The organism is Rhodohalobacter sulfatireducens, from assembly GCF_022012475.1.
GTDB classification, from domain to species: domain Bacteria; phylum Bacteroidota; class Rhodothermia; order Balneolales; family Balneolaceae; genus Rhodohalobacter; species Rhodohalobacter sulfatireducens.
The window spans coordinates 1-23,428 of the sequence record NZ_JAKLWS010000018.1; the positions used below are offsets into that span (position 1 = coordinate 1).

Genomic DNA, 23,428 nt, shown 5'->3' on the forward strand with positions numbered 1-23,428 from the left:
TGGGACTCTAATTGCTCTGACGGGTCCAGGTTTCAAATTTGAACCAGTACGAGATCTACCCATAACTCGCGCAAGTTTGCAACTTGTGCGTTAAAGATCCAAGTGACAAACTTGAACTAATTTGGGAATTGTCCAGGTCATAAATGGTCCAAGTTACAAACTTGAACCAGTCTGGGGTTCACTCAAGAGATGGTGGTGGATTACCCATAACTCGCGCAAGTTTGCAACTTGTGCGTTAAAGATCCACACTGCAAACTGAACGAGCCTGAGACTCAGTCCATCCGTTAAAATGCTCAGAAAAAAATACTGCTTGTTTTGTAATATTTTATTGGTTAATTTTTTGACTGAACGTTAAGTCAATTGAAAATGAGTCCCAGAACAGCAGAACAGAACGAAGAGATCCGGCAGCAAACACAAAAGCAAATTGTGGATGCAGCTTTTGAGCTTTTTGCCAACGAAGGCTATTCAAAAACAAGTATCGCTGCAGTGGCAAAAAAAGCCGGAATATCAAAGGGATTGATCTATCACTATTTTGAAAGTAAAGAGGCAATACTCGAAGCAATTTTTGATCAATTAGTGGAAATTGGTGAACATGTAACGGATTTCCCCGAGGATTTTGGTCCGGCTGAAAAGATCAAGCAGACGCTGGAACAAACATTCGAATTTATCGAAAAAGAAACGGGCATGGGACGTTTGATGGTCTCTCTTGCCCTTCAACCGGGAGTGTTCGACAGCCTGAAGCCAAAACTGGATAAAGTGCAAGAGAGGCAGAGATTGATGTTCAAAGAGATTATGTGGGATTTGGGGTACTCTAAACCCGAACTGGAGGCATATCAATTGGGAGCTTTAATGGATGGTGTTTTGATGGGTTATATAACCATGGGTGAAGATTATCCTCTCGCAGAATTAAAAAAGAAAATAATGGAGGAATATGTACCTGATTAAAAGAGTAATATTTACTATTGGTTTTATTGGGTTGATGGCAATTTCAGCATCTGCCCAATCTGCTGAAGAGATTGTACGGCAGGCGTATGAAAAGATGGAAGGAGAAAGTTCCAGGGCCGAGATTACAATGAAAATTGTACGACCAAACTGGGATCGAAGTGTATCTATGAAAAGCTGGAGTTTGGGCGAGGATTATAGCCTGATTCTTATTACGGCACCGGCACGCGATGAGGGAACATCATTCCTTATGAGAAATAACGAGATCTGGAACTGGCTGCCGGATGTAAACCGGACAATCAAAATGCCGCCTTCGATGATGAGCCAATCCTGGATGGGTTCGGATTTTTCAAACAACGATTTGGTTCGGGAGTCCTCAGTCATCACAGATTATACATACAGCTTACTGGAAGATGAAACTGTGGATGGTTACGATTGCTACAAAATTGAGATGATTCCCAAACCGGATGCACCAATTGTTTGGGATAGGGTTGTAAGTTTTATCTCAAAAGACGAGTACCTGAACCTTCGGGTGGAATATTACGATGAGGATGATGAGATGGTGAGAGTAATGACGGGATCAGAAGTGGAGCAATTAGGCGGTCGATTACTCCCAACCAGGATGGAGATGATTCCTGTTGAAGATGAAGGAAACAGAACGATCATCACTTACCAGGATATTGAATTTGACATTGATATATCTGAACGGTTTTTCAGCATTCAAAATATGAAGAGGGTGCAGTAAGCATAGAAAATCAGCCGTCTGCCGCTCCAAGTGGTCTGTCGGCTTACATACTTTAACTTTAGCATCATAACTGTTAACTGAACCACTGAAATGCTTTACTTCAACTTAGCATGGCGAAATATCTGGAGAAATAAGCGTCGGACGATTATTACGATTCTCTCCATTGTTGTGGCGGTTTTCCTGGCCTCTGTTATGCGTTCTATGCAGGAGGGTCAATACACCGATATGATTGAAAACACTGTGGGGACATTCTCCGGCTACATCCAGATTCATGCTGATGATTACTGGGATGATAAAACACTCGACAACACGCTCGTTGCAACAGATTCCGTGTATTCAAAAATTCAAGCAGAGGAATCGGTCCGTGCAGTTGTTCCCCGGCTGGAGTCGTTTGCTTTGGCTGCGGGGCAAAACCAAAGCAGGCCTGCCATGGTGATGGGAGTTGATATTGAGGCTGAACGAAATCTAAGTGATCCCGAAAAACGGATTCAATCCGGATCATACTTTGGAAAAAATGACGAACGCTCCGTTATTATCGGAACAGAGTTGATGCAGCGGCTGGATGTTCAGCTTGGAGACAGCCTGGTGTTAATCGGGCAGGGATTCAGAGGAATGAGCGCGACGGGTCTGTATGAAGTCAAAGGAACTATTGCTTTCCCCAATCCACAACTCAATCGCAACCTGGTGATGATGCCAATCGAAACAGCTCAATATTTTCTTGCTGCAGAGGACCGGTTGACTGCCCTGTCAATCATCTTAGATGATACCGAGCAGGTGGATCGTACCGTAAGTAATCTTCAGTCAAAATTTTCTGATGACTATGAAGTGATGAGCTGGGAAACGATGATGCCAGAACTGACGCAAACAATTGAAGCAGATCGCGGCAGCGGGTTGATTATGATATTCATTCTCTACATAGTGGTTGGATTTGGAATCTTAGGAACCGTTTTAATGATGATTACCGAACGCACGTACGAGTTTGGCGTGATGATTTCGGTGGGTACGCCAAGACTTGCCATTACACTGATGCTTGGAATAGAGATTCTTTTGATGGCTTTGGTGGGTACGGCAGCCGGAATTGTGGTATCTATTCCCATCGCCTGGTATTTCAATGTTAACCCGATTCAATTTTCGGGAGATATTGCGGCAGTCTATCAATCCTATGGATTGGAAGCCGTATTACAGTTTTCAATGGAACCTGTTGTTTTTTATTCACAAGCTATAACAGTGTTTATCATCACTCTTGTGTTTAGTCTTTTACCACTCATCAAAGCAAGCAGGTTGAACCCGGTAGAGGCAATGAGGTCTTAATATGTTTGTAAATATTCTTAAACTCGGTTGGAAAAATGTCTGGAGAAACCCGGCGCGAAGCGGTGTTGTGATTATTGCCGTACTACTTGGAACGTGGGCAGGGATATTTTCAGCGGGATTTTTCAACGGTATGTTGCAAGACTACCTGCACAAACAGATCGAGCTTTCCATAGGCCATATGCAGGTAGAGCACCCTCAGTTCGGTGATCTGTACAATCCCAAATACTCTGTTTCAAATTCTAATGAGATTGTAAGCTATCTTGAAGCTCAACCCTATACGCGAGAGATCTCTGCAAAAAGTATCGCAACCGGCCTTGCTCAAAGTCCTCACAGCAGTTTCGGGGTGACCATCAACGGAATTGATGTGGAAGCCGATACATCCCTGGCTATTGAGCAATATATCACTGAGGGAGAAATGATCGATACTACATCCAGAAATCCGATCCTGATTGGGATTGAACTCGCCGAACGGCTCGACCTGGAGTTAAGATCACGAATGGTGCTGAGCTTCCAGGATGTGACAGGCGAGATTACAGGTGGTGCATTCAGAGTAGCAGGTATTTTCGACAGTTTTATAGACCAGTTTGATGAGAGCACCGTATTTGTACTTCAAAGTGACCTGAACCGATTGCTTGGTAATATGGATGCGATCCACAACATCCGGGTTGATATGGATGATTTAGCCACGGCCGAGATGCATGCCGAAGAAATAGAGCAGGCATTTCCGGGGGTATTAGTAAAAACCTGGAGGGATATTGCCCCCGACCTCCGATATACATTTGATATGATGGACCTCACGCTCTACATCGTGATGATCATTATTATCATCGGGTTAGTTTTCAGTATCATCAATACCATGTTGATGGCCGTTCTTGAGAGAACCCGTGAACTTGGAATGTTGCGGGCAATTGGTATGAACAAATCCAGAACCTTTAGTATGGTGATGATAGAAACGGTGTTTCTGACGATGGTTGGAGCACCCGGCGGATTGCTTCTGAGCTGGCTTTGTATCACCTACTTCGGAAATGTAGGAATCGATCTGAGCGCATTTGCACAGGGACTAAACCAGTACGGTATTGGAACCGTCGTATACCCAAGTCTCACGTGGTCATACTATCTGAATATCATGCTGATGATCGCCTTAGCTGCTTTGTTGTCGGCGCTTTACCCGGCTTGGAGAACACTAAAGCTGAAGCCGGTTCAAGCGATACGAAAGTTTAATTAGGTGAGGAGGAATGAGGTATGCGCATCGTGCAGAATCTAATTATGAATACTCAAATTCTACTAAAGAGTCATCGGATGAGTGTTATGCAGCAGAAAGTATGATTCCGGGTGTAAATACTCATCCGATGACTCAGATTGAACCTGAAACCAGTAACCTGAAGAAAATGTCAATTATAACAACAACCGGATTAACCAAAGTTTATAATGCAGACCAGGTTCCCGTTCATGCACTTCGGGGCGTAGACCTGACCATTGATAAGGGAGAATTTACATCCATCGTGGGGCCATCCGGTTCAGGTAAAACCACTCTGCTGAATATCATTGGCGGATTGGATGAACCGACAGAGGGAAAAGCACTGATTGATAATACAGATCTGACGACGTTATCAGACCGAAAACTGATAAACTTCCGGCTCCATCATATCGGGTTTGTGTTCCAGGCATACAACCTGATTCCAGTCCTGACCGCTCTCGAAAATGTCTCTTTTATTATGCAGATGCAGGGCCGGTCATCCAGGGAGTGCAGGGAGAAAAGTATTGATCTGTTGAAAGAAGTTGGGCTGGAGGATAAAATCAACAAACGTCCATCCGAGCTTTCAGGCGGACAGCAGCAGCGAGTTGCCGTGGCACGGGCATTGGCATCGAAACCGGCATTTGTTTTAGCCGATGAGCCCACAGCCAATCTTGACTCAGTCTCAACTGCCGAACTTCTGGATATGATGCTGGAACTGAATGAACGCGAAGAGATGACGTTTGTATTTTCCACTCACGATCAACGTGTAATCGACCGCGCGAGACGTGTGGTAACTCTCGTGGACGGTAAAATTGATACAGATGAAAAGAGATGATTTCTACTCAAAAAAGAGAGAATATTGCAAGATGTACTAAGCAACCTCTCAGAGTCCGCAGGACCTGGAAGAGTTGTTTTTTTATATTCATGATCCTGAGTGTTCCATTTTCATCCCATGCTCAATTCAATGATATTCTGGAAATCAGCGGGTATGTAAAAGAGCTCGGTCAACTTTCCATCGATAATGGTTTTTCCACATTTCGGTACGATAACATTTTGCATCACAGGCTTGAAACGGAGTGGAGTTTTACATCAAACTTTGAACTTAATGCAGACATCCGAACGAGACTACTGACCGGATATACAGTTCGAAATTCACCCGGGCTGGATGGTTTATATGAAAACGATCCCGACCTTGTCGATCTTTGGTGGGTTTGGGCTGATTCGGATGAACTGCTGCTTCATTCCCAGATCGATCGAATGCATCTCAGTTACTTTAACGGGCCGTTGGAGATCTATGCCGGGCGACAGCGAATAAACTGGGGAAAAACCTATGTATGGAATCCCAACGACCTGTTCAATAATTATGCCTTCCTGGATTTCGATTACGAGGAGCGTCCCGGCGTGGATGCAGTGTCTATGATCTATAACCTGGATTTTGCTTCCAGTATTGAAACGGCCGTAAAACTGGGTGATTCCTTTGAAGAGATGGTTATTGCAGGAATGTATCGAACCAACTGGAAGCAATACGACCTTCAATTCATTGGCGGTCACTATTTTGATAAGCTGACTGTTGGGATTGGCTGGGCCGGTTACATTAAGGATGCCGGTTTCAAAGGTGAGGTCTCCTATTTTCACCCGGAGGATAATGGGTCGGAATCAAAAGGAAATATTACAACAACGGTAGGGTTGGATTACATGTTTTCGAATTCGCTCTATGCACAGGCTGAGTTGTTGTATAACGGTGGCAACAGGGGGAGAGGCAGCCCGGTTTTTGAACTATTGCAACCGCCAAGTGCAGATAATCTGTTTATCACAGAAACCGGGTATTTTTTGAATGCTTCCTATCCACTAACACCACTCACAAGTATCACAGGAGGAGTATTGGGCAGTTTTGATGAAGAATTTGTGATACTGATACCCCAAATCTCTCATTCACTCACCAATAACATCGACTTTTTAGTTCTGGCTCAACTTCTGAAAGGCTCATTTCTCACGGAATTTATCGATACACCGAATGTATTCTATTTTCGGCTGAAATGGAGTTACTAAGAACTTCTTCTGCCAATTGGCTTTAACGGCTGAAGAATAACACGAACTTATTCCAATTGGCAAAGAGTTACCAAAGATCAAATAGTCATTGCGAAGTATATGAGCGCCTGCGGCAATCTTAAGCCCGATTACACAAATTTCCAGAAGCAATGCGATGAGAAAAGTCAGCCTATTCCAGGATAATTATCAATGATAAGGTTCAAATAAAGAGGCTACAAAATAGTAAAGTGACAAATTGATGATTACTTTAAAGTGCAAAGCAATACCACAGCTTTTTGTAGATCATGAAAGATATTTAAACAGCGCTAATAAAATAAACCAACAAAAATGACAAGCATATCCGCCAAGATCCGGTTAACGGCTACGCTAATAGTTGCCACTATTTCTTTGTTTTCGGTCCTTCCAAGCAACGCCCAAACCAAACTCGCCAATATTTTCACCGATCACATGGTGTTACAAAGGGGTACCACCGTAAATATTTGGGGTACTGATGAAGCGGGGCAGTCTATTCAATTATCCGCTTCCTGGGAGGAAGAAAGTGCTACTATATCAGATGAAAATGGTGAATGGAACTTGAAACTCAACACCCCCAAAGCCGGTGGTCCTTTCACAATTACGGTAACCGGTAGTGAAACCATTCAACTGGAGGATATACTGATCGGCGAGGTGTGGTTTTGTTCCGGACAATCCAATATGGAAATGCCGATAAAGGGCTATATCAACCAGCCTGTATTCGGCAGCAATGAGGCCAAATTAAATGCCGGAAATGATCAGATACGCTTATTTCATGTCCCTCATAAAGCCAGCGTAGAACCTATGACTGATATCGAAGGGGAATGGCTGGTCGGAAGCCCGGACACCGTTGGAGATTTCAGCGCTACTGCCTACTTTTTTGCCAGAAAGTTACAACAAGCGTTAAATGTTCCCATCGGTTTGGTACATGCTTCCTGGGGCGGTTCATCGGCAGAAGCCTGGACCGATGCAGCGACCTTACGCCGGCTGCATCCTGAATTGGAAATTCCGACGGAAGTTCCGGAGGAACGCATCAATCAAGCTCCTTCTCTTTTATATAACGCCATGCTCCATCCATTAATCGGCTACACCATCAACGGAGCAATCTGGTATCAGGGAGAAAGTAATATAGGACGTTATGAAGATTACGGTGCTCTTGTAACGGGGATGGTCAATTCCTGGCGACAAAAATGGGGGCAAGGCCAATTCCCCTTTTATTATGTACAAATTGCTCCCTACCGCTATTCCCCGGATTCACCAGTCGCTTTGCAACGAGAAGCGCAATTGGCTACCCTCGATCTCTTAGAAAATTCCGGAATGGCGGTCACACTCGATATCGGTAATTGTACAAATATCCATCCAGGAGACAAGGAAACCGTGGGAAACCGACTTGCGTATATCGCCCTGGCCAAAACTTATGGTATGGAAGGGATTGCCTACAGCGGGCCAGTTTATGATGCAATGGAAATAACCGATGATGGAAAGATCAACCTTTCTTTTCGCATGGCAGAGCGCGGACTGTCCAGTTTTGGTAAACCGTTGAGCGGTTTTAAAATTGCAGGTGAGGATAAAGTCTTTAAAACAGCCAAAGCCCAGATTAATCGAAATAGGACTCTGAGCGTGTGGTCAGAAGAGGTGCCGGATCCGGTGGCCGTTCGTTATGCATTCGATAATTGCCCGGAAGCTACGCTTTATAATACGTCCCATTTGCCTGCTTCCTCATTTCGGACGGATGATTGGTAATGAATTGGTTTAGTTTGATGAGTTTTGTCTTATAACGAAAATAACCAACTTCACTTACACAGCCGTTTCTATGGTCCTTTTTTTTACGCCTTTTTCTTTTATGTCCTCCCCGTTCTCTTCACTTCGTACCAGTGCGGCAACATGGGTATCTGGATTTTTCTTGAGAAGATGATCAATAGTCATAGATCTCAAATGTCTGTTTGCACCTGTTACTAAAATCATATTTCTAAATTTTTAATCGATTCAAAATCAACTCTTTTAAAATTGCGAAATCAATTTATTTTGGTTGAAACCAAATCAAACAATGCATCCATAACTATGAAATATTTATCTGCACTTTTTCTTCTGATTCTTTCTGTCTCCATCCAGGTAGAAGTACTGGCTCAATCTTTGGAAAGACCCATTCATGTAGTAAAGAAAACAGGTGATTTTGAACTGAATGGGGATGGCTCAGCCGAAGAATGGAATCAAACCGAGTGGATTGATCTCACCCAAAGAAATTTGATGGAAAACACCACGGAAAGAAACACTAAAATGAAACTCCTTTACTCAGAAACGGGGTTGTACGTGTTGTTTCAAAACGAAGACAGCCTGGTAACCACACCATTTACTGAGGATTTTGAGAATCTTTGGCTGGGTGATGTCGTTGAGGTTTTCCTGTGGACCAACCAGTCGGCACCGGACTATTTTGAGTACGAAGTTACACCGCTGAACTATGAGCTTCCGTTGATCGTATCGAACAAAGATGGGGAGCTTCTGAGTTGGATTCCATTTGACGATACCTACCGGGAAGGCCGAAAAGTCCGACACAAAACGAGCGTCACAGGCGGAGAAAAGGAGAACGGTGCCGCTATTGAATCATGGACAGCCGAGATGCTTATTCCGTACAAACTGCTGCACCCGTTAAAAAATATTGATCCCAAACCAGGCACCACCTGGCGGGCCAACTTCTATCGGGTTGATTATGATGATGACGGTGCCTACTGGTCATGGAGTATATTTGAGGGGAGTTTCCACGATTACCAAAACTTTGGTGTGTTGATCTTTGAGTGATGAACCCGCTGTTGTTTTTTGAATTTAGTGTGTTACAGATTTCAAAATCATCGGATGAGTTTTAAAAAGTAGAATCAGATAACGGTAAATCGACTCATCCGATGAATTATCAGAAGTTATTTAACTACACCATTCCTCGACTGCCACTGAATTAATTTCCGGAGTTGTCAGGCCGTTTCCATCGGACCGGATCTTCTGGTGTTGGAACAATCGGGTTTGGATGATTCTCCAGTAATCTCAGGGCTTCATTTACTGCAGCTTCCAGTTGCGGATCGTGTCCCTCAATTACTTCTTTTGGCGTTTGCATCACGTCGATGTCCGGCTCAATACCTTCACCTTCTACCGCCCACTCGCCGTCGAGGTTGTAAAATCCACCACGCGGGGCAACAAAGTATCCGCCGTCAATAAACGGAGGGGTATCCCAGGTTCCAACCAAACCACCCCAGGTTTTTGACCCCACCAGCGGACCGATCTCCATCTTTCGGAACAGGTATGGAAGCAGGTCGCCACCGGAACCGGCGCGTTCATTAATCACCATAACTTTGGGCCCCCAGATTCCCGCGCCCGGTGTGGTAAACGGTTTTCGGTCGCCGGCTTTACTGTTGAAGAACCCGTGGAGGTCACGTGCCATGATATCAACCATATAATCAGCAGCCGAACCACCGCCGTTATTGCGTTCGTCGATAACAGCACCGCGTTTATCCTGCTGTGCAAAATAGTAGCGATTGAAGTATTCATAGCCGCTGGTGCTTGTGTTTGGAACCCAAACGTAAGCCAGTTGCCCGTCAGACATTTCACTTACTCTTTGCCGGTTATTTTCCACCCAATCCCTCGTCCTCAAATCATACTCGCTGGAAACGGGTACAACGGTTACCAAACGGGCACCTTCTTCGCTGGGATTGTCATTCACTAAGAGCTGAACCTGGCGGTTTACAGTCCCTTCAAAGTACTTGTAGAAACTTTGTTCTGGGGAAATCTCAGTTCCGTTGACGGCTAAAATATAGTCCCCTTCATTTACATCTATTCCCGGCCCGGAAAGAGGCGCATTCAGGTCAGGGTTCCAGCTTTCGCCGGTGTAGATCTTATCAATACGATAAGCTCCATTCTCAAGTGAAATATCGGCTCCTAATAAACCGGCCTGAACATCTTCCAGGTCGGGAAAATCGCCACCGCCTACATAGGAGTGTCCCACAGCAACTTCTCCGCTCATAATATCCAATACATAATTCAGGTCCGTTCGGTGTTTGGCGTGATCAACCCATGGGGAGTACCAATCGTAGACATCCTGCCAGGGGGCTCCGTGCATATTGTCTACATATAGGAAGTCTCTCATAAATCGCCATCCGTCAGCAAAAATTTGATGAAACTCCTCCTGTGGATACACCTTCACTTGAATTCCCGAAATATCGATGCTTCCGTCGCCCGGATTTTTCTCCCCGTTTTCAGTACCTGTAATTCCCCAGGTACCACCGCTTCTGTAGAGCAGATTTTTTCGGTCATGAGATACAACGCCATCATTAAAGCTGCTCATAAAGAGGTTTCCTTCTCGATTTTCCAGGCTATATTTGTGAAGCCTTGTGCCTTCATTTTCAACGGATTCAGCATAAAAAACATCCCCGCCTGGACCGGGCAGCAAACCGGTATAATTTCTTTCGGGTATGTCAACTGCAAGTGTTCGTTCGGCAATTCTATCCAAATCGATAACAACCTCTGTTGCTGATTCATCATCAGCTGCCTCTTCGCTGTTATCTTCTGAGGACACTTCATCATCACTTTTAGGAAGCAGCGGTGAGGGATCTTCATCATTCAAAACGATCATGTAAAGCGCCCGGGTAACCGGCATATTGTATGAACTCATATCCAGCCATCCTGTATTCAGCCCAAAATCTGTACTTGCGAGAAAATAGAGATATTTCCCATCTTCACTCCAAACCGGGGTAATGGCATCAGACATACCGTCTGTAAGTTGGTGTGTTTCTCCCGATTCTACATTGTGAACATGCACGGCCTTAAACTGATTTTCGAGTATTTTCACATATGCAATCCACTTGCTGTCGGGCGACCAAACTGGGTTCATGGTTCTGTTGGGATGAGCATATCCGTCGGTATCCACTTTTTTGGCTTCACCCGATTCAACATCTACATACCATAGATTATAATCCGTATCGGTGTAAGCGATGTATTTACCATCTGGTGACCAATCGGGACGGAAATAAAATGTAGGATTCGGAAGTTCGATAATTGTTGGCTCTTCAAGTCCAAACTGATCACCAATCATTAAGGTATATTCTCCGCTTTTATCAGAAAACCAGGCAACTTTACTGCCATCCGGCGACCAAACCGGGTATCGGTCTGCATTGTCGGAGGAGTTTGTAAGGTTGCGCCATGTTCCATTTTCTTTGGGAACTGTAATAATCTCACCCCGAAACTGGAATACTGCTCTTTTACCGGTAGGCGAGATGGCGGGATTATCTAAATTGAAAGCTGTTGGTTCTTCCCAACGTGGCCGGCCCCAATTCATATCGCCTGCAACGTGAATTTCGAGCTGTTCGGTATTTCCGGTTTCCGGATCAAGAAGATGCAGATAACCGCCCTGTTCATAGACAATCATTCCAAAACCGGCGTCCAGGCTTTTTGCGTCAAAATCGGAATGGAAAGTCCACTGTTTTTCCTCCCGGGTCTCGGGATTGAATGACCAGATGTTATTAGCAAAATCTCGTTCAGATAAGTAAAACACGGTTCCGTCCAGCCACACCGGATCCGTGTGACGCTCATTGTCGGTTCTGGGAGTTTGAATCAGTTCGTGATTGTCCAGGTTTACAATCCAGATCGGCTGCGCCTGACCGCCCCGGTAGTTTCTCCATTCCGGATCCCAAAACGTGATAGGGTTATATGCCAGGTATTTGCCATCTTCAGACATTTCACCACGAGCGGCACGTTTCACTGCTAAAGGTTCAGGCATTCCACCGTCTGTATCGACTTTCCAAATTCTGTTTGTTTTTGTTGGATGAGCCGTACGTGTCGACCGAAAGAGAATTTCACCTTGAGGAGTCCAGCCGGTTACTTCATCAGTTGAGGGGTGCCAGGTTAACCGTTGAGGCGATCCGCCTTCGGCCGGAATCAGATAAACATCAGTATTTCCTTCAAATTGGCCTGTGAAAGCAATCATGCTACCATCCGGTGAAAAATGAGGATTCGATTCTCCCCCGATGTTGCTGGTTAAGCGAATGGCATCACCACCATTTCGATCCACTTTCCAAAGGTCGTTTGCGTGAACAAAAACAATATGCGACTCAGAAATGGTTGGTTCCCGAAGAAGCTGGGTTCCCTGGCCGTTGGCAAAATTACTGAAGGCTGAAATTAAAAAAATGAATAGTGCAGCGAATAAATATCTGTACATTTTCATAGTAAGTGGACTTATTTTAACAGGTGGTATTGACAAGTAATATTGAATATTGTGTATGATTGGTTACTCCCTCTGATATTTATAAAGATACGATCTTGTATGAGTATCAGTTTATCATATATCAATAGTAAAAAATAACAGAAAACTAATTTAAAAGAACACTGTTTTGTTAGAGAAGTAACTGATCACCTACCCTCCTCTTCGAATCACCCCAGCCGGACGACTCTCGTTCCTTTCACCATCTTCGATAACCGCTTGCCCATTCACAAACACCCAGTCAAACCCTTCTGCGTATTGGTGAGGATTTTCAAAATCCGAAACGTCCCGAATGTTAACCGGATCAAAAATCAAAAGATCAGCAGCAAAGCCTTCTCGAATGAGTCCTCGTGGAGTTTCAACATGATTGGAGTCGGATAAACCGAGTGTTTCAGCTGGAAGTCCGGTCATTTTGTGGATTGCCTCTTCGAGAGTCAGAATAGGTTCTTCATTCACGTAGTTGTCAATAATTTTAGCGAAACTGCCGTATCCTCGAGGGTGGCGCATGGTAGGGCTGCCGTCGGAGCTGACCATCACATGCGGATCTTGCAGAAATCGTTTCATCACCTCTTCATTCATCACAAAATAGGCGGCGCTGGCTCCGCTTGGCCCGATGTCATCAATCAAGACGTCCTCAAATGGTTTGTTGAGGGAGTCGGCAACCTCGGCCAGGGTCATGCCCGCCCATGGTGCCGTTCCGAAAAGAGTGGCTTCGGGTCCGTTTCGTTTTTCAATACGATTACGGAGATATTCTTCAAGTTCATTGCGCCGAGTTTCTTTAATCTCCTCAAAATTTCCGGGTGTGACCCAATTCGGAAAAACAATACCAATTCCTGTAAAGCTGGCCGCATAAGGATAGACATCAGCTGTAATTTGAACTCCGTTTTGCCTCGCCTCATCCATTAAAGCCAATAATTCACCAGCTCGCTCCGGGTCATTTGCATATACAATCTTGATGTGTGAAACATGGACTTTTGCCCCGGAATCTCTTCCCTGGTTGATCAGTTCCCGAACGGAATCCTCAATTTCGCTGTCATCTTCACTGCGCAGGTGACTCATCACCAGTCCATTGTGATTTGCAATGGGCTGCGCCAAAGCAACCAATTCAGGCATCGTTGCGTACCGCCCGGATTCATATTCCAGGCCGGTTGTCAATCCAAACGATCCGGCATCCATTGCATCATTCAACAGGCCAACCATCGATTCTACATTTGCATCTGCAAGCATTGGTTGTTGTGGAGTGTTGGTTAATCGGCGGAGAGTGCCATGTCCCATAAAGTGTAGGATATTCGGACCGGTGCCGACAGAATCAACCCGAGCCATCCAGCCGGAAAGGTCGGTCGTTGAGGGACTTCCTCCATCCTGACCCAGGCTAATCGTTGTTACTCCCATTGAGAGAAAGTTGTCGAATCGAGGTGTTTCAAGCGGATTGCCGTGCGAATGTGTATCAATAAAACCGGGTGAAACGGTTCGTCCTGTCGCATCAATGGTTTGAGCCACTTGAATGGTATCAGTTGCAAAATCTCCGACATTTTGAATGATTCCGTCATCAACTAAGACATGGCCTTGAAAAGCCTCAGTTCCTGTACCATCAACGATTTGGGCATTTGTGATGAGAAGATCGTATTCGGTTTGGGGTTGAGTGGAGATGTTACAGGAGATCAGAAATGCAAGAATTAGAAATAAATATGTCGAAATTAATCTCATAATCAATCAAAGTAATTACTGGTTCACGCAGAGTCGAGCTGAGTTTTCCGCAGAGTTTCGCTGATCTTCTCTGCGTAACTCGGCGGTACATCTGCGAAAATCAGCGAGAAAAAAAAGGGTAAAATTGAGTTACCGTACCGTATCCGGCACTTCCAGATCCCAGAATTCCGGGAGATGTTTAAGTATATCATCCGTCATTTTTTCGAGATTATACCCCGGTTTCCATTTCCAATCCTCGCGGGCTTTGCTATCGTCAATGCTGTCAGGCCAGGAGGCTGCGATATCCTGCCGGTGGTCGGGTTTGTACTGAATCTCAAACCGGGAAATTTTTCGCTTGATGGACTCAGCAATTTCCTCGGGCGAAAAGCTGATGGCTGAGATATTATAACTCGTACGGATCGAGATCTTATCAGGCGGAGCGTTCATAAGGGTGATCGTAGCTTTTACGGCATCTCTCATATACATCATCGGGAGTTTGGTGTCTTTTTCGAGAAAGCACTCAAAAGTTTCCTCCTTGATAGCTTTGTGATAGATATCCACAGCATAATCCGTGGTGCCGCCGCCGGGCATCGCTTTATAACCAATCAAACCGGGATATCGAAGGCTTCTCACATCCACTCCAAATTTCCGATGATAATATGCGCACCACTGCTCACCTGCCAGCTTACTGATTCCATAGACGGTTGTGGGATTGCAGGCACTGTTTTGAGGTGTATTGATTTTCTTGGCATCAGGACCAAAAACAGCAATTGAACTCGGCCAAAAAACCTTTTCAAGTGATTTCTCCTTCGCAACCTCCAACACATTCAGAAGTCCGTTTACATTCAATTTCCACCCGAGATATATATTTTTTTCCGCTTTGGCAGATAAAAGTGCGGCAAGATGGTAGATAATTTTGATATCGTATTGATCGACAATCTTTTTGATACTGGATTCATCCGTAACGTCGAGATACTCAAAGGGTCCCTCGCCAAGTCGTTCATTCGGTTCGGAGATGTCGGACGCAACGACCTGGTGATTTCCATGAATTCGCCGAAGTTCGGAGGTAAGTTCACTCCCGAGTTGTCCGCAAGCGCCGGTAATTAGGATTTTAGTCATTCGTGGTTTTTGTAAATTTATAATCGTTTTGAGTCTATTCCGTGTTCATCAGAAGTTGACAGTAGGTAATTGGCAGTTGACAAATTAAAGCTAAGAACTGGATTTTCTTCTGTACTTTTTGGGGTATTGCATCATGTGATTTAACAATCTTCCCACCTCTTCTGATTTTTCTTGAAGTTCCATATTCAATTCGGGCTCAATATATCCGCAAGATTCAGCGAAATCGAGTGATATTTGGGTTTCAGTATTTTCCATGTCAGCATCACTGATTTTATTGACAAAATATTTTGGATACTGTCTTTTTCGATATCCTTCACCAATTGCTCGGCAAACAGATCTTGAAGATCTTCGAACCTGATCAGTCAACGCGTATGTTTCTTCTTTCGGGAATGAATTTGAAACTTCGAACACTTTCATAGATAAAGAGTATGCCTTTTTATAAACCGTCAGATCTCTAAAGTTAGAAGCCATAATTATTCGGTTATCATTCGGGAATTTGTCAATTGCCTATTGTCAACTGTTAATTTACCATTCGGATCTACCCGAATATTCGATGACATAACATAATATCATTTTAAACCTTTCCTACTGCCTACTGCCTACTGCCTACTGCCTACTGTTAACTGATGACTGATAATTCCTTGCCTATTTCTGAAAACGCCTCCACAGCCTGATCCAAATGCTCTTTCTCGTGAGCCGCGGAAAGCTGAACACGAATTCTGGCTTCGCCCTTCGGAACAACGGGATAGAAAAACCCGATCACATAGATTCCTTTTTCGAGGAGTTTTTCAGCGAAATCCTGGGCCAGTTTAGCTTCGTAGAGCATCACCGGTACAATGGGGTGTGAACCCGGTTTGATGTCGAAACCGGCATCAGTCATTTGTTCCCTGAAATAAGTGGTGTTGGATTCGAGCTTGTCGCGTAACTCGGTTGTCTCACTCAAAAGATTCAACACTTCAATTGATGCCCCGGTTATGGCCGGTGCGAGTGTATTTGAAAAGAGGTACGGACGTGATCGTTGTCTCAACATCTCCACGATTTCTTTGTGTGAGGCTGTAAATCCACCTGAAGCTCCACCAAGGGCTTTACCCAGCGTGCCGGTAATGATATCGATTCGTCCCATCACATCGTGATACTCGTGAACGCCGCGTCCTGTTTTACCCACAAATCCTGTTGAGTGACATTCGTCGGACATCACCAGGGCATCATATTTATCAGCCAGGTCACAGATCTTATCAAGCTGGGCAATGGTGCCGTCCATAGAGAAAACACCATCGGTGGCAATCACTTTGGTTCGGGCATCCGAGGCTTCCTTCAGTTTCTCTTCGAGCTCGTTCATGTCATTGTGTTTATACACATATCGCTGAGCTTTACACAAGCGAACACCGTCAATGATAGAGGCGTGGTTCAACTGATCAGAAATAATCGCATCCTCTTTCCCTAAAAGCGGTTCAAAAACACCACCGTTTGCATCAAACGCGGCAGCGTACAGAATGGCATCTTCCATTCCCAGGAATTCGGCAATTTTTTCTTCGAGCTCTTTGTGGATGGTTTGTGTTCCGCAGATAAAGCGCACGGATGACATCCCATATCCATACTCATCAACTGTTTTTTTTGCTGCTTCTATGACACGGGGATGAGATGAAAGTCCGAGATAATTATTCGCACAAAAATTAATGACCTCTTTGCCCTGAGTGGTATTAATGACCGCACCCTGCGGGGTCGTAATCACTCGTTCCTCCTTATAAAGTCCGTCTTTCTTGATCTGATTCAATTCTTTGCGCAAATTGTCTTTCAGAGATGTGTACATGATGTCCGTTTATATTTTCTTATTTGATGGGAATACAGCCCTTTTTTGGTTCCACTAAAAGTAAGAAAAAAAAGTACGCCGGACAGTTTAGTCAACGAAGTTTTAACGTAGTTGAGCTTGTCCGGCTTAGAAATATTGTTCAGTTAAAGTCCAAGAGCTTAGCTATTGAACTGAAGTCAAATATCCTCTTCCAAATGAATTGTTTGTTTTGAATTGATCAGTAACGGGCAGTGCCTGTCCCGAACACTTTCGGGGCTGCCCGTTGTACGCCGGAGAAGCTTCTCTGGCCCTGAACTATTGTTCGGTTGGAACCAATGATTTAAGACTTTGAACGGCAGTCAGGTATCCTCTTTCTATACGCGTCGGTTGTTCTGAATTGATCAGTAACGGGCAAGCTGCCCGTTGTACAGTTATCCTTTTTGAAGTACCCGGCTCAGATAATCCCAGTGTTCTTGAGTCATGCTGTGATCGGGAAAAATGCAGATGCCATTTGCGCCGTTTTCCATTGCAAATTCATAAGCTTGAGATACTTCGATGGGCGTCATTTCCGGGACATAAAGTCCGCTAAACATCTCTGTGGTGGCAGGTAGTTCTCTTCTTGCTTCGGCGGCGGCCTGTCCGATCCAGCTCACCGGTTTGTGGTAAAAGTGGTTGTACTGCATCGGGAAAACGGCATCGAGATTCCAAACGGGCCAGTTTTGGCGTACGAGAGATCTCGCGATGTCCGGTGTAGGGAAAACGGCGGCGGTCAGTTTTATACCGTTATCGTGAACTTTCATCGCGACTTGATTCACCAGGTGCGTGACTTGGTTGTACCGAAACTGGCTGAACGTATCATCTTCAGTTGGATTTTCAAGATCCATCGGGTCTTTATCGTACAAATTTTCATATTTATTTCGGCACGCATCACAGAAACAGTAGTCATACTGGGGATACTCTTTATCCTGAACAATCCCATATCCCGGCTGGAGTTGAATCGGAAGAATTACATCGGGATAGCGGATATAATCCAAATGAACACTTTTGATTTCGGAGAGCTTCAGAATCTCATCTACTTTGTTGAGTATATATTCTTGAGCTTCCGGCCGGGTCGGGCAGAGCCATTTGTAGTAATCTACATAAGCAGGATCGGTTACAGATGATTCTCCATTTCGGTTCACCATAAACCACTCGGGGTGATTTTCGATCAGCCAGTCATCACCGCCCCGTTGAAGAGTAACGAACCAGGCATGGACATCGAGTTCAAATTCCTCAGCCAGCTGAATCCATTTCTCATAATTGCCGGAGGGCAGAATTCCGTCCAAACCCGCATTTTTCATCAGTTCAAGACGAGCCCGGAGTTCATCATCGGTTCCATTGTGATTGGAGATCCATGCATAATTTCGTGAATCCCATGTTCGCCCCTGGAACGCGTTTGTCACCTGAAATGGCATTGATTGTAGAGCAGTGAGCCCAACGGTTCCGGTTCCGATTTTCTTGAGAAATGATTTTCTGTTCATGGTGATTAGTTTTTGCTTCTAAATGATGTATAAGTTGATATGAAAAGTGTTAATGAATATCTGTTTTTAGCTAACGGAATGCGGGATGCGGTATGTGGATTGGGGAAGATCGGTTCAAAAAACACATTCCTCAATCCCCATTCCGCAATCCACCAACCGATTTCACCTCCTTCCAGGCCCGGCTGTCCTCGCGAATGTAAAATGTGTGATCCAACTCCTCGGTTGTGAGACTCATCAAATAAGAATCCCCTAAAACTTTAATCTGAACTTCTGGCTGTATATCATGGTCGTTAAAAAGTGTTTGGGCTTCGAGCTTATTCAAGTCATTAGAAAATCTCCCATTCTCTCGTAGATAATTTCCTTGCCGGTAGTACAGTTGCCTTAAAACCCACTCATATTTCAAGTCGTCTGAATGTGAGAAGGAAACGTCGCTTCCGGGGGCTTCAGTAGAAAATTGAATAATCCCCCATCGCTCAGGCAGGTGCATATCAATCACTCCCTGGGGCGACCATACCCAGTTGTCTTCCGGGAAAGGCCTGCCCGTTTCCGGATTTGTTTGCTTTATATATGCCCCGTTCTCTACGTCTGTTTTCCATTCAACACGAGAGAAATTAAGTTTCCATTGGGAGCCGTCTTCAGGCTGACCCCGGCCTATGGTTTGATTCAAAACATAAAAAGGGATCGCTACCTCAAGTGTCCAGCCATCGTCTACATCCGACGGATTATTCAATGTGCCTCTAAGATCAACTCCAATTTCCAACCCTTTAATATCCCAGGCGTTCAGTGGTCGGCCGCCGGTTCGATAGGGTTGGGTGAGCATCAAATCCCAAAAAGTTTTTAAGGCATTGATTTCAAGCTCATAATAGTTATGTGTGTCCCCGTCCGGATCAATAAAAATTTCAAAGTTATTTTCCTGGAAAATCACGGCATCCCTTTCTTCAATGGTCGCCCACAGATGCGGCTCTACCATCTCGGCAGCGATGTACAGAAACTGATCATCCCAAAGTATTTTAGCCCTGGTTTCAAATCGAGGGATCGGGAGGTGTTCTCCCCGGATATCTAAAAAAGAGTCCGTCCAGCGAGATTGCTGCCAGGCGGGTTCATCCAATTTTCCGTCGATGATAAGCGAATCAGAAATTTTGTGAGTGATATAAGTTTTTGGAGAAAATTGATAGGGAACCTTCGTTTTTTGAATAGCGAAAAGTTTTTCTTCACTCATTGAAAGAAAGAGAAATGCAGAAACAAGTAGTGTAACGAGGGATATTTTCTCAGTCATAGCTCAAATCAAATCGTAATGTAATGAGTTTTTACCAGGGTACTCAACATTTGTATCAGTTATCCTATATACAACCTCTGGCCGATAATTGTGAACAGTAGTGAATTTTTGGAACCGGTACCAAATTGTATCTGACCGCTAAATTGGTATAATTAGTGAACTACTAAATTGTAAGTTAACATAAAGTCAGTCAGTTCGGGTACAAGCAGGACTAAAAAGACAGGCTTTCCTTTACAATTCAAAAAGAACCTATAAGTAGCAAATACCCGCTTACAGGTATAATTAATAACAATAATTAAACGGTAAATATATGCACAGTCCGTACAATAACTTCCTTAGAAGGTTGACCAAAGCAATAGGACTGCTTAGTCTCGTGTTTTGTTTGGCTTTTAGTGTATCAAATCCCGTAATGGCTCAGGGATTTGAGGTAACCGGCCAGGTGGTGGACGGTGAAACAGATGAGCCGATACCCGGTGTCAACATCGTAGAAGTTGGTACACAAACGGGTACGGTAACAGATGTAGATGGTGAATTCACACTCACTGTTTCAGGACCCAACGTTCAGCTAACATTTAGCTTTGTTGGTTATGAAGCACAAACCATTGCCCTTAGTGGCAGAGAAGATATAACAGTTGAGTTAGGGCAATCACTCGCTCAGCTCGATGATCTCGTAGTCACGGCATTTGGGATGGAACGAGAACGAAAATCTCTTGGATATTCAGTAACACAGGTTGATGGAGCTGAACTTGCTCAAGCTCGTGAAGTAAACCTTGGAGACGCCCTTCAGGGACGCGTAGCCGGGGTAAACGTCAGTAATATTGGTTCCGGTGTAGCAGGATCCAGTCGTGTTGTAATTCGTGGTAATGTTTCTCTTAGTGGAAATAATGAACCTCTCTATGTAATTGATGGTATCCCGATGGATAACTCACAGCTTGGTTCTGCCGGTATGTGGGGTGGTTCCGACTGGGGTGATGGTCTTACAAGTATCAACCCGGATGACATTGAAGATATCAGTGTTTTGAAAGGTGCTACAGCCGCAGCATTGTGGGGCTCAAGAGCTTCTAACGGTGTTGTTATGATTACAACTAAATCCGGTGAAGGAGCCCGGGGACAGGATGGAATTGGTGTTGAACTCAATTCAAACTTTACTGCTGAACAACACATCAATACGTACGATTTTCAGAACCAATATGGTCATGGAAACCGAGGCAGAAAGCCAGAAACAGCAGCGCAAGGTGCGGAATTTGGTGCCAGTGCGTGGGGTGCAAGACTTGATGGATCCAACGTGTACCAATTTGATGGAGAACAGCGTCCTTATGTAGCTAATGAAGATAATTTATCCAATTTCTACAGAACAGGTTATACCAACACAAATACCATTGCTTTGACAGGTGGTACAACAAATCAAACATTCCGATTGTCAATGTCTGATTTGAGAAATGAATCGATTGTACCAAATTCCGGTATGAACCGGCAAACAGTTGTGTTAAGTTCAGCCGGTGAATGGGCTGACAGGCTTTCCGTGGATACAAAACTCCAGTATACACGTGAAGATGTTACAAACAGGGCTCGACTTTCTGATGCACCCGGTAATGCCAACTACACTTTATCAGTATTGCCGCCCAGTATTGATGTTCGGGACTTAAAAGGCCCAACAGATAAATTAGGTGCTCAGGCTGATGGTTCTGAATTGTTGTATTCAAACAACATTTTTAGTCAGAACCCTTATTGGGCAACCCACCAGTTTGTGAATGATAACCTCAGAGACCGTTTTATGGGTTCAGGTACATTCAGATTTGATGTCATGGAATGGCTTTATGTTCGTGGCCGGATTGGTATGGACTGGTACACAAACCGTCGAACCAACCTTGAACCATATGGAACGGGTTACAGACCTCAAGGTGCTATGAACGAAATTGAACAGCGTGTTCGGGAAACCAATCTTGAATACATGGTTGGTTTTAACCAGGATTTCAGCGATTTCGGTATTAGTGGTCTTTTTGGTGGTAACTGGATGAGAAGGAGTTTTGAAACCCTGAACGGTAGAGCAGAAAACTTCAACATCCCATTCCTTCATACTCTCGGAAATGGTGCAAACCAGAGTGTTGGTTATGGAATTAGCGAGTCAGGAATTAACTCATTGTTTGGTTCTGCTGAACTTTCATGGAGAGATCTTATCTACCTGAATGCTACAGCAAGAAATGACTGGTTCTCAACTCTTCCAACGGCTTCGAATAGTATTCTTTATCCAAGTATTGGGGGTAGTTTTGTCTTTTCCGATGCTTTTGAACTTCCTGATGTTATCACATTTGGTCGATTGAGAGCCTCTTGGGCACAAGTTGGTGGCGGTACCGATCCCTATCAGCTTGCTTTGAATTACACCATTGTTGGTCAAGGTCACATGGGTGCCGCACTGGGAAGAATTTCTCAGGGTAGTGTACCGAATAACCAATTGGAACCATTGACGCTTGAGGAGTATGAAATTGGCTTTGATCTTCGACTGTTTAATAACCGAGTTGGACTCGATTATGCCTATTACAGTAAAAAGACAACCGATGACATTCTGAGGGCGGCTATTTCTAATACATCCGGTTTTGGAAGTGCCACTGTAAATGTTGGTGAAGTTTCCAATACAGGGCATGAGTTCCTGGTGACACTTGCTCCCATGCAAAATATCAACTTTAACTGGGATGTTACTTTAAACCTGTCTTACAACGAGAACGATGTTGAGCAGTTGTACCAGGATTCAAAAGTACTGAATGTACAGGAAGCCAGAAGTAGAAATGCTTATTCTCAACACCGAATTGCCTTTACAGATGAAGATGGTGAGTTCTTCGAAGGCGGTTACAGTATGATTGTTGGACGTGAGCATATGAGAATCAACGGCCAGAAAGTGTACGATGCAGACGGACTTCCGGTTTGGGACCCTAAACAGCGTGTACTTGGCAGCGGTATTCATCCGTGGGCCGGTGGAGTTCAAAATAACTTCCAGTACAAAAATTTGAATTTTGGTTTCTTGGTTGACTTCAAATTGGGCGGTGATCTTTACACCGGTACAAATGCTTCAACCTATGGCAGTGGAATGCATAAAGCTACCCTTGAAGGCCGTGAAGATGGCTTAACCATCAACGGTGTTGATGAGGAAGGAAATCAGCAAACATGGAATATCCTCCCAAATACACCTGAAAACGAAGGTGAAGTTACTGTACAGGATTACTACGGCAGACTTGGGTCCATAACAGAATACTTTGTACAAGACGCCAGTTTTGTGAAACTGAGAAGTCTGACCGTGGGTTACCAATTGCCAGCAAGATTTACAGAAGGTTTACCATTTAGTGGTGCATCTGTTTCAGTTGTAGGGCGTAACCTCTGGTTGATCTACAGCGAAGTTGATAATGTTGATCCTGAATCAACATACAACACAAGCAACGGTCAGGGACTGGAATGGTTTGGTGTTCCCCAAACCCGAAGTTTTGGTTTGAATGTGAACCTCAAATTTTAAGA

17 protein-coding genes are annotated in these 23,428 nt (G+C 44.4%); 9 read left to right on the forward strand and 8 right to left on the reverse strand.

Annotation, left to right across the window (positions count from 1 at the left end; genetic code table 11):
* Positions 1–366 precede the first annotated feature (366 nt).
* From L6773_RS13350 to L6773_RS13380, 7 genes are all read left to right on the forward strand, one after another.
* A complete protein-coding gene (locus tag L6773_RS13350; RefSeq protein ID WP_237854932.1) occupies positions 367–945 on the forward strand; it encodes a TetR/AcrR family transcriptional regulator in 579 nt (192 codons plus the stop codon).
* A complete protein-coding gene (locus tag L6773_RS13355; RefSeq protein ID WP_237854933.1) occupies positions 932–1,687 on the forward strand; it encodes an outer membrane lipoprotein-sorting protein in 756 nt (251 codons plus the stop codon). Before L6773_RS13350 ends, L6773_RS13355 begins: the two co-directional genes overlap by 14 nt.
* Positions 1,688–1,777: 90 nt before the next feature.
* Positions 1,778–2,998 (forward strand): ABC transporter permease, encoded by a 1,221-nt coding sequence (locus L6773_RS13360; protein WP_237854934.1) that lies wholly within the window; start codon positions 1,778–1,780, stop codon positions 2,996–2,998.
* 1 nt (position 2,999) lies between these two features.
* Positions 3,000–4,223, forward strand: coding sequence for an ABC transporter permease (locus L6773_RS13365; RefSeq protein WP_237854935.1), 1,224 nt, complete (start codon positions 3,000–3,002; stop codon positions 4,221–4,223).
* A 163-nt stretch (positions 4,224–4,386) separates the two neighbouring features.
* Positions 4,387–5,070, forward strand: coding sequence for an ABC transporter ATP-binding protein (locus tag L6773_RS13370; protein WP_369431576.1), 684 nt, complete (start codon positions 4,387–4,389; stop codon positions 5,068–5,070).
* 89 nt (positions 5,071–5,159) lie between these two features.
* Positions 5,160–6,284 (forward strand): hypothetical protein, encoded by a 1,125-nt coding sequence (locus L6773_RS13375; RefSeq protein WP_237854937.1) that lies wholly within the window; start codon positions 5,160–5,162, stop codon positions 6,282–6,284.
* A 327-nt stretch (positions 6,285–6,611) separates the two neighbouring features.
* A complete protein-coding gene (locus tag L6773_RS13380) occupies positions 6,612–8,039 on the forward strand; it encodes a sialate O-acetylesterase (RefSeq protein ID WP_237854938.1) in 1,428 nt (475 codons plus the stop codon).
* 54 nt (positions 8,040–8,093) lie between these two features.
* Here L6773_RS13380 and L6773_RS13385 read toward each other — a convergent pair whose 3' ends face one another.
* Positions 8,094–8,261, reverse strand: a complete 168-nt coding sequence (locus L6773_RS13385; protein ID WP_237854939.1) for a hypothetical protein — start codon at positions 8,259–8,261, stop codon at positions 8,094–8,096.
* Between the two features lie 96 nt (positions 8,262–8,357).
* Here L6773_RS13385 and L6773_RS13390 point away from each other — a divergent pair, with 96 nt between their 5' ends.
* A complete protein-coding gene (locus L6773_RS13390; protein WP_237854940.1) occupies positions 8,358–9,092 on the forward strand; it encodes a carbohydrate-binding family 9-like protein in 735 nt (244 codons plus the stop codon).
* 151 nt (positions 9,093–9,243) lie between these two features.
* Here L6773_RS13390 and L6773_RS13395 read toward each other — a convergent pair whose 3' ends face one another.
* From L6773_RS13395 to L6773_RS13425, 7 genes are all read right to left on the reverse strand, one after another.
* Positions 9,244–12,492: a S41 family peptidase gene (locus tag L6773_RS13395; RefSeq protein WP_237854941.1), complete on the reverse strand. Its 3,249-nt coding sequence runs from the start codon at positions 12,490–12,492 to the stop codon at positions 9,244–9,246.
* A gap of 195 nt (positions 12,493–12,687) precedes the next feature.
* A complete protein-coding gene (locus tag L6773_RS13400) occupies positions 12,688–14,241 on the reverse strand; it encodes an N-acyl-D-amino-acid deacylase family protein (RefSeq protein ID WP_237854942.1) in 1,554 nt (517 codons plus the stop codon).
* Positions 14,242–14,370: 129 nt separating this feature from the next.
* Positions 14,371–15,339 (reverse strand): NAD-dependent epimerase/dehydratase family protein, encoded by a 969-nt coding sequence (locus L6773_RS13405; protein ID WP_237854943.1) that lies wholly within the window; start codon positions 15,337–15,339, stop codon positions 14,371–14,373.
* Positions 15,340–15,429: 90 nt separating this feature from the next.
* Positions 15,430–15,810, reverse strand: a complete 381-nt coding sequence (locus L6773_RS13410; protein WP_237854944.1) for a four helix bundle protein — start codon at positions 15,808–15,810, stop codon at positions 15,430–15,432.
* A 148-nt stretch (positions 15,811–15,958) separates the two neighbouring features.
* Positions 15,959–17,149, reverse strand: a complete 1,191-nt coding sequence (gene kbl, locus L6773_RS13415) for a glycine C-acetyltransferase (RefSeq protein ID WP_237854945.1) — start codon at positions 17,147–17,149, stop codon at positions 15,959–15,961.
* 410 nt (positions 17,150–17,559) lie between these two features.
* Entirely contained in the window at positions 17,560–18,648 is a 1,089-nt protein-coding gene (locus tag L6773_RS13420) for a family 10 glycosylhydrolase (RefSeq protein ID WP_237854946.1), read from the reverse strand.
* Between the two features lie 130 nt (positions 18,649–18,778).
* A complete protein-coding gene (locus tag L6773_RS13425; protein ID WP_237854947.1) occupies positions 18,779–19,924 on the reverse strand; it encodes a carbohydrate-binding family 9-like protein in 1,146 nt (381 codons plus the stop codon).
* A gap of 310 nt (positions 19,925–20,234) precedes the next feature.
* On the opposite strand from L6773_RS13425, the gene L6773_RS13430 reads away from it, so the two are divergent.
* Complete coding sequence (locus L6773_RS13430; RefSeq protein WP_237854948.1) at positions 20,235–23,426, forward strand: SusC/RagA family TonB-linked outer membrane protein; 3,192 nt, start codon at positions 20,235–20,237, stop codon at positions 23,424–23,426.
* The last annotated feature ends 2 nt before the right edge of the window (positions 23,427–23,428 follow it).

Excerpts from the sequence above, each read along its gene's own strand:
- L6773_RS13385 (WP_237854939.1), bottom strand. The coding sequence starts at position 8,261 with ATGATTTTAGTAACAGGTGCAAACAGACATTTGAGATCTATGACTATT.
- L6773_RS13400 (WP_237854942.1), bottom strand. The coding sequence starts at position 14,241 with ATGAGATTAATTTCGACATATTTATTTCTAATTCTTGCATTTCTGATC.
- L6773_RS13410 (WP_237854944.1), bottom strand. The coding sequence starts at position 15,810 with ATGGCTTCTAACTTTAGAGATCTGACGGTTTATAAAAAGGCATACTCT.
- L6773_RS13360 (WP_237854934.1), top strand. The coding sequence starts at position 1,778 with ATGCTTTACTTCAACTTAGCATGGCGAAATATCTGGAGAAATAAGCGT.
- L6773_RS13370 (WP_369431576.1), top strand. The coding sequence starts at position 4,387 with ATGTCAATTATAACAACAACCGGATTAACCAAAGTTTATAATGCAGAC.
- L6773_RS13350 (WP_237854932.1), top strand. The coding sequence starts at position 367 with ATGAGTCCCAGAACAGCAGAACAGAACGAAGAGATCCGGCAGCAAACA.
- L6773_RS13405 (WP_237854943.1), bottom strand. The coding sequence starts at position 15,339 with ATGACTAAAATCCTAATTACCGGCGCTTGCGGACAACTCGGGAGTGAA.
- L6773_RS13365 (WP_237854935.1), top strand. The coding sequence starts at position 3,000 with ATGTTTGTAAATATTCTTAAACTCGGTTGGAAAAATGTCTGGAGAAAC.
- L6773_RS13380 (WP_237854938.1), top strand. The coding sequence starts at position 6,612 with ATGACAAGCATATCCGCCAAGATCCGGTTAACGGCTACGCTAATAGTT.
- L6773_RS13425 (WP_237854947.1), bottom strand. The coding sequence starts at position 19,924 with ATGACTGAGAAAATATCCCTCGTTACACTACTTGTTTCTGCATTTCTC.
- kbl (WP_237854945.1), bottom strand. The coding sequence starts at position 17,149 with ATGTACACATCTCTGAAAGACAATTTGCGCAAAGAATTGAATCAGATC.
- L6773_RS13355 (WP_237854933.1), top strand. The coding sequence starts at position 932 with ATGTACCTGATTAAAAGAGTAATATTTACTATTGGTTTTATTGGGTTG.
- L6773_RS13390 (WP_237854940.1), top strand. The coding sequence starts at position 8,358 with ATGAAATATTTATCTGCACTTTTTCTTCTGATTCTTTCTGTCTCCATC.
- L6773_RS13395 (WP_237854941.1), bottom strand. The coding sequence starts at position 12,492 with ATGTACAGATATTTATTCGCTGCACTATTCATTTTTTTAATTTCAGCC.
- L6773_RS13375 (WP_237854937.1), top strand. The coding sequence starts at position 5,160 with ATGATCCTGAGTGTTCCATTTTCATCCCATGCTCAATTCAATGATATT.
- L6773_RS13420 (WP_237854946.1), bottom strand. The coding sequence starts at position 18,648 with ATGAACAGAAAATCATTTCTCAAGAAAATCGGAACCGGAACCGTTGGG.
- L6773_RS13430 (WP_237854948.1), top strand. The coding sequence starts at position 20,235 with ATGCACAGTCCGTACAATAACTTCCTTAGAAGGTTGACCAAAGCAATA.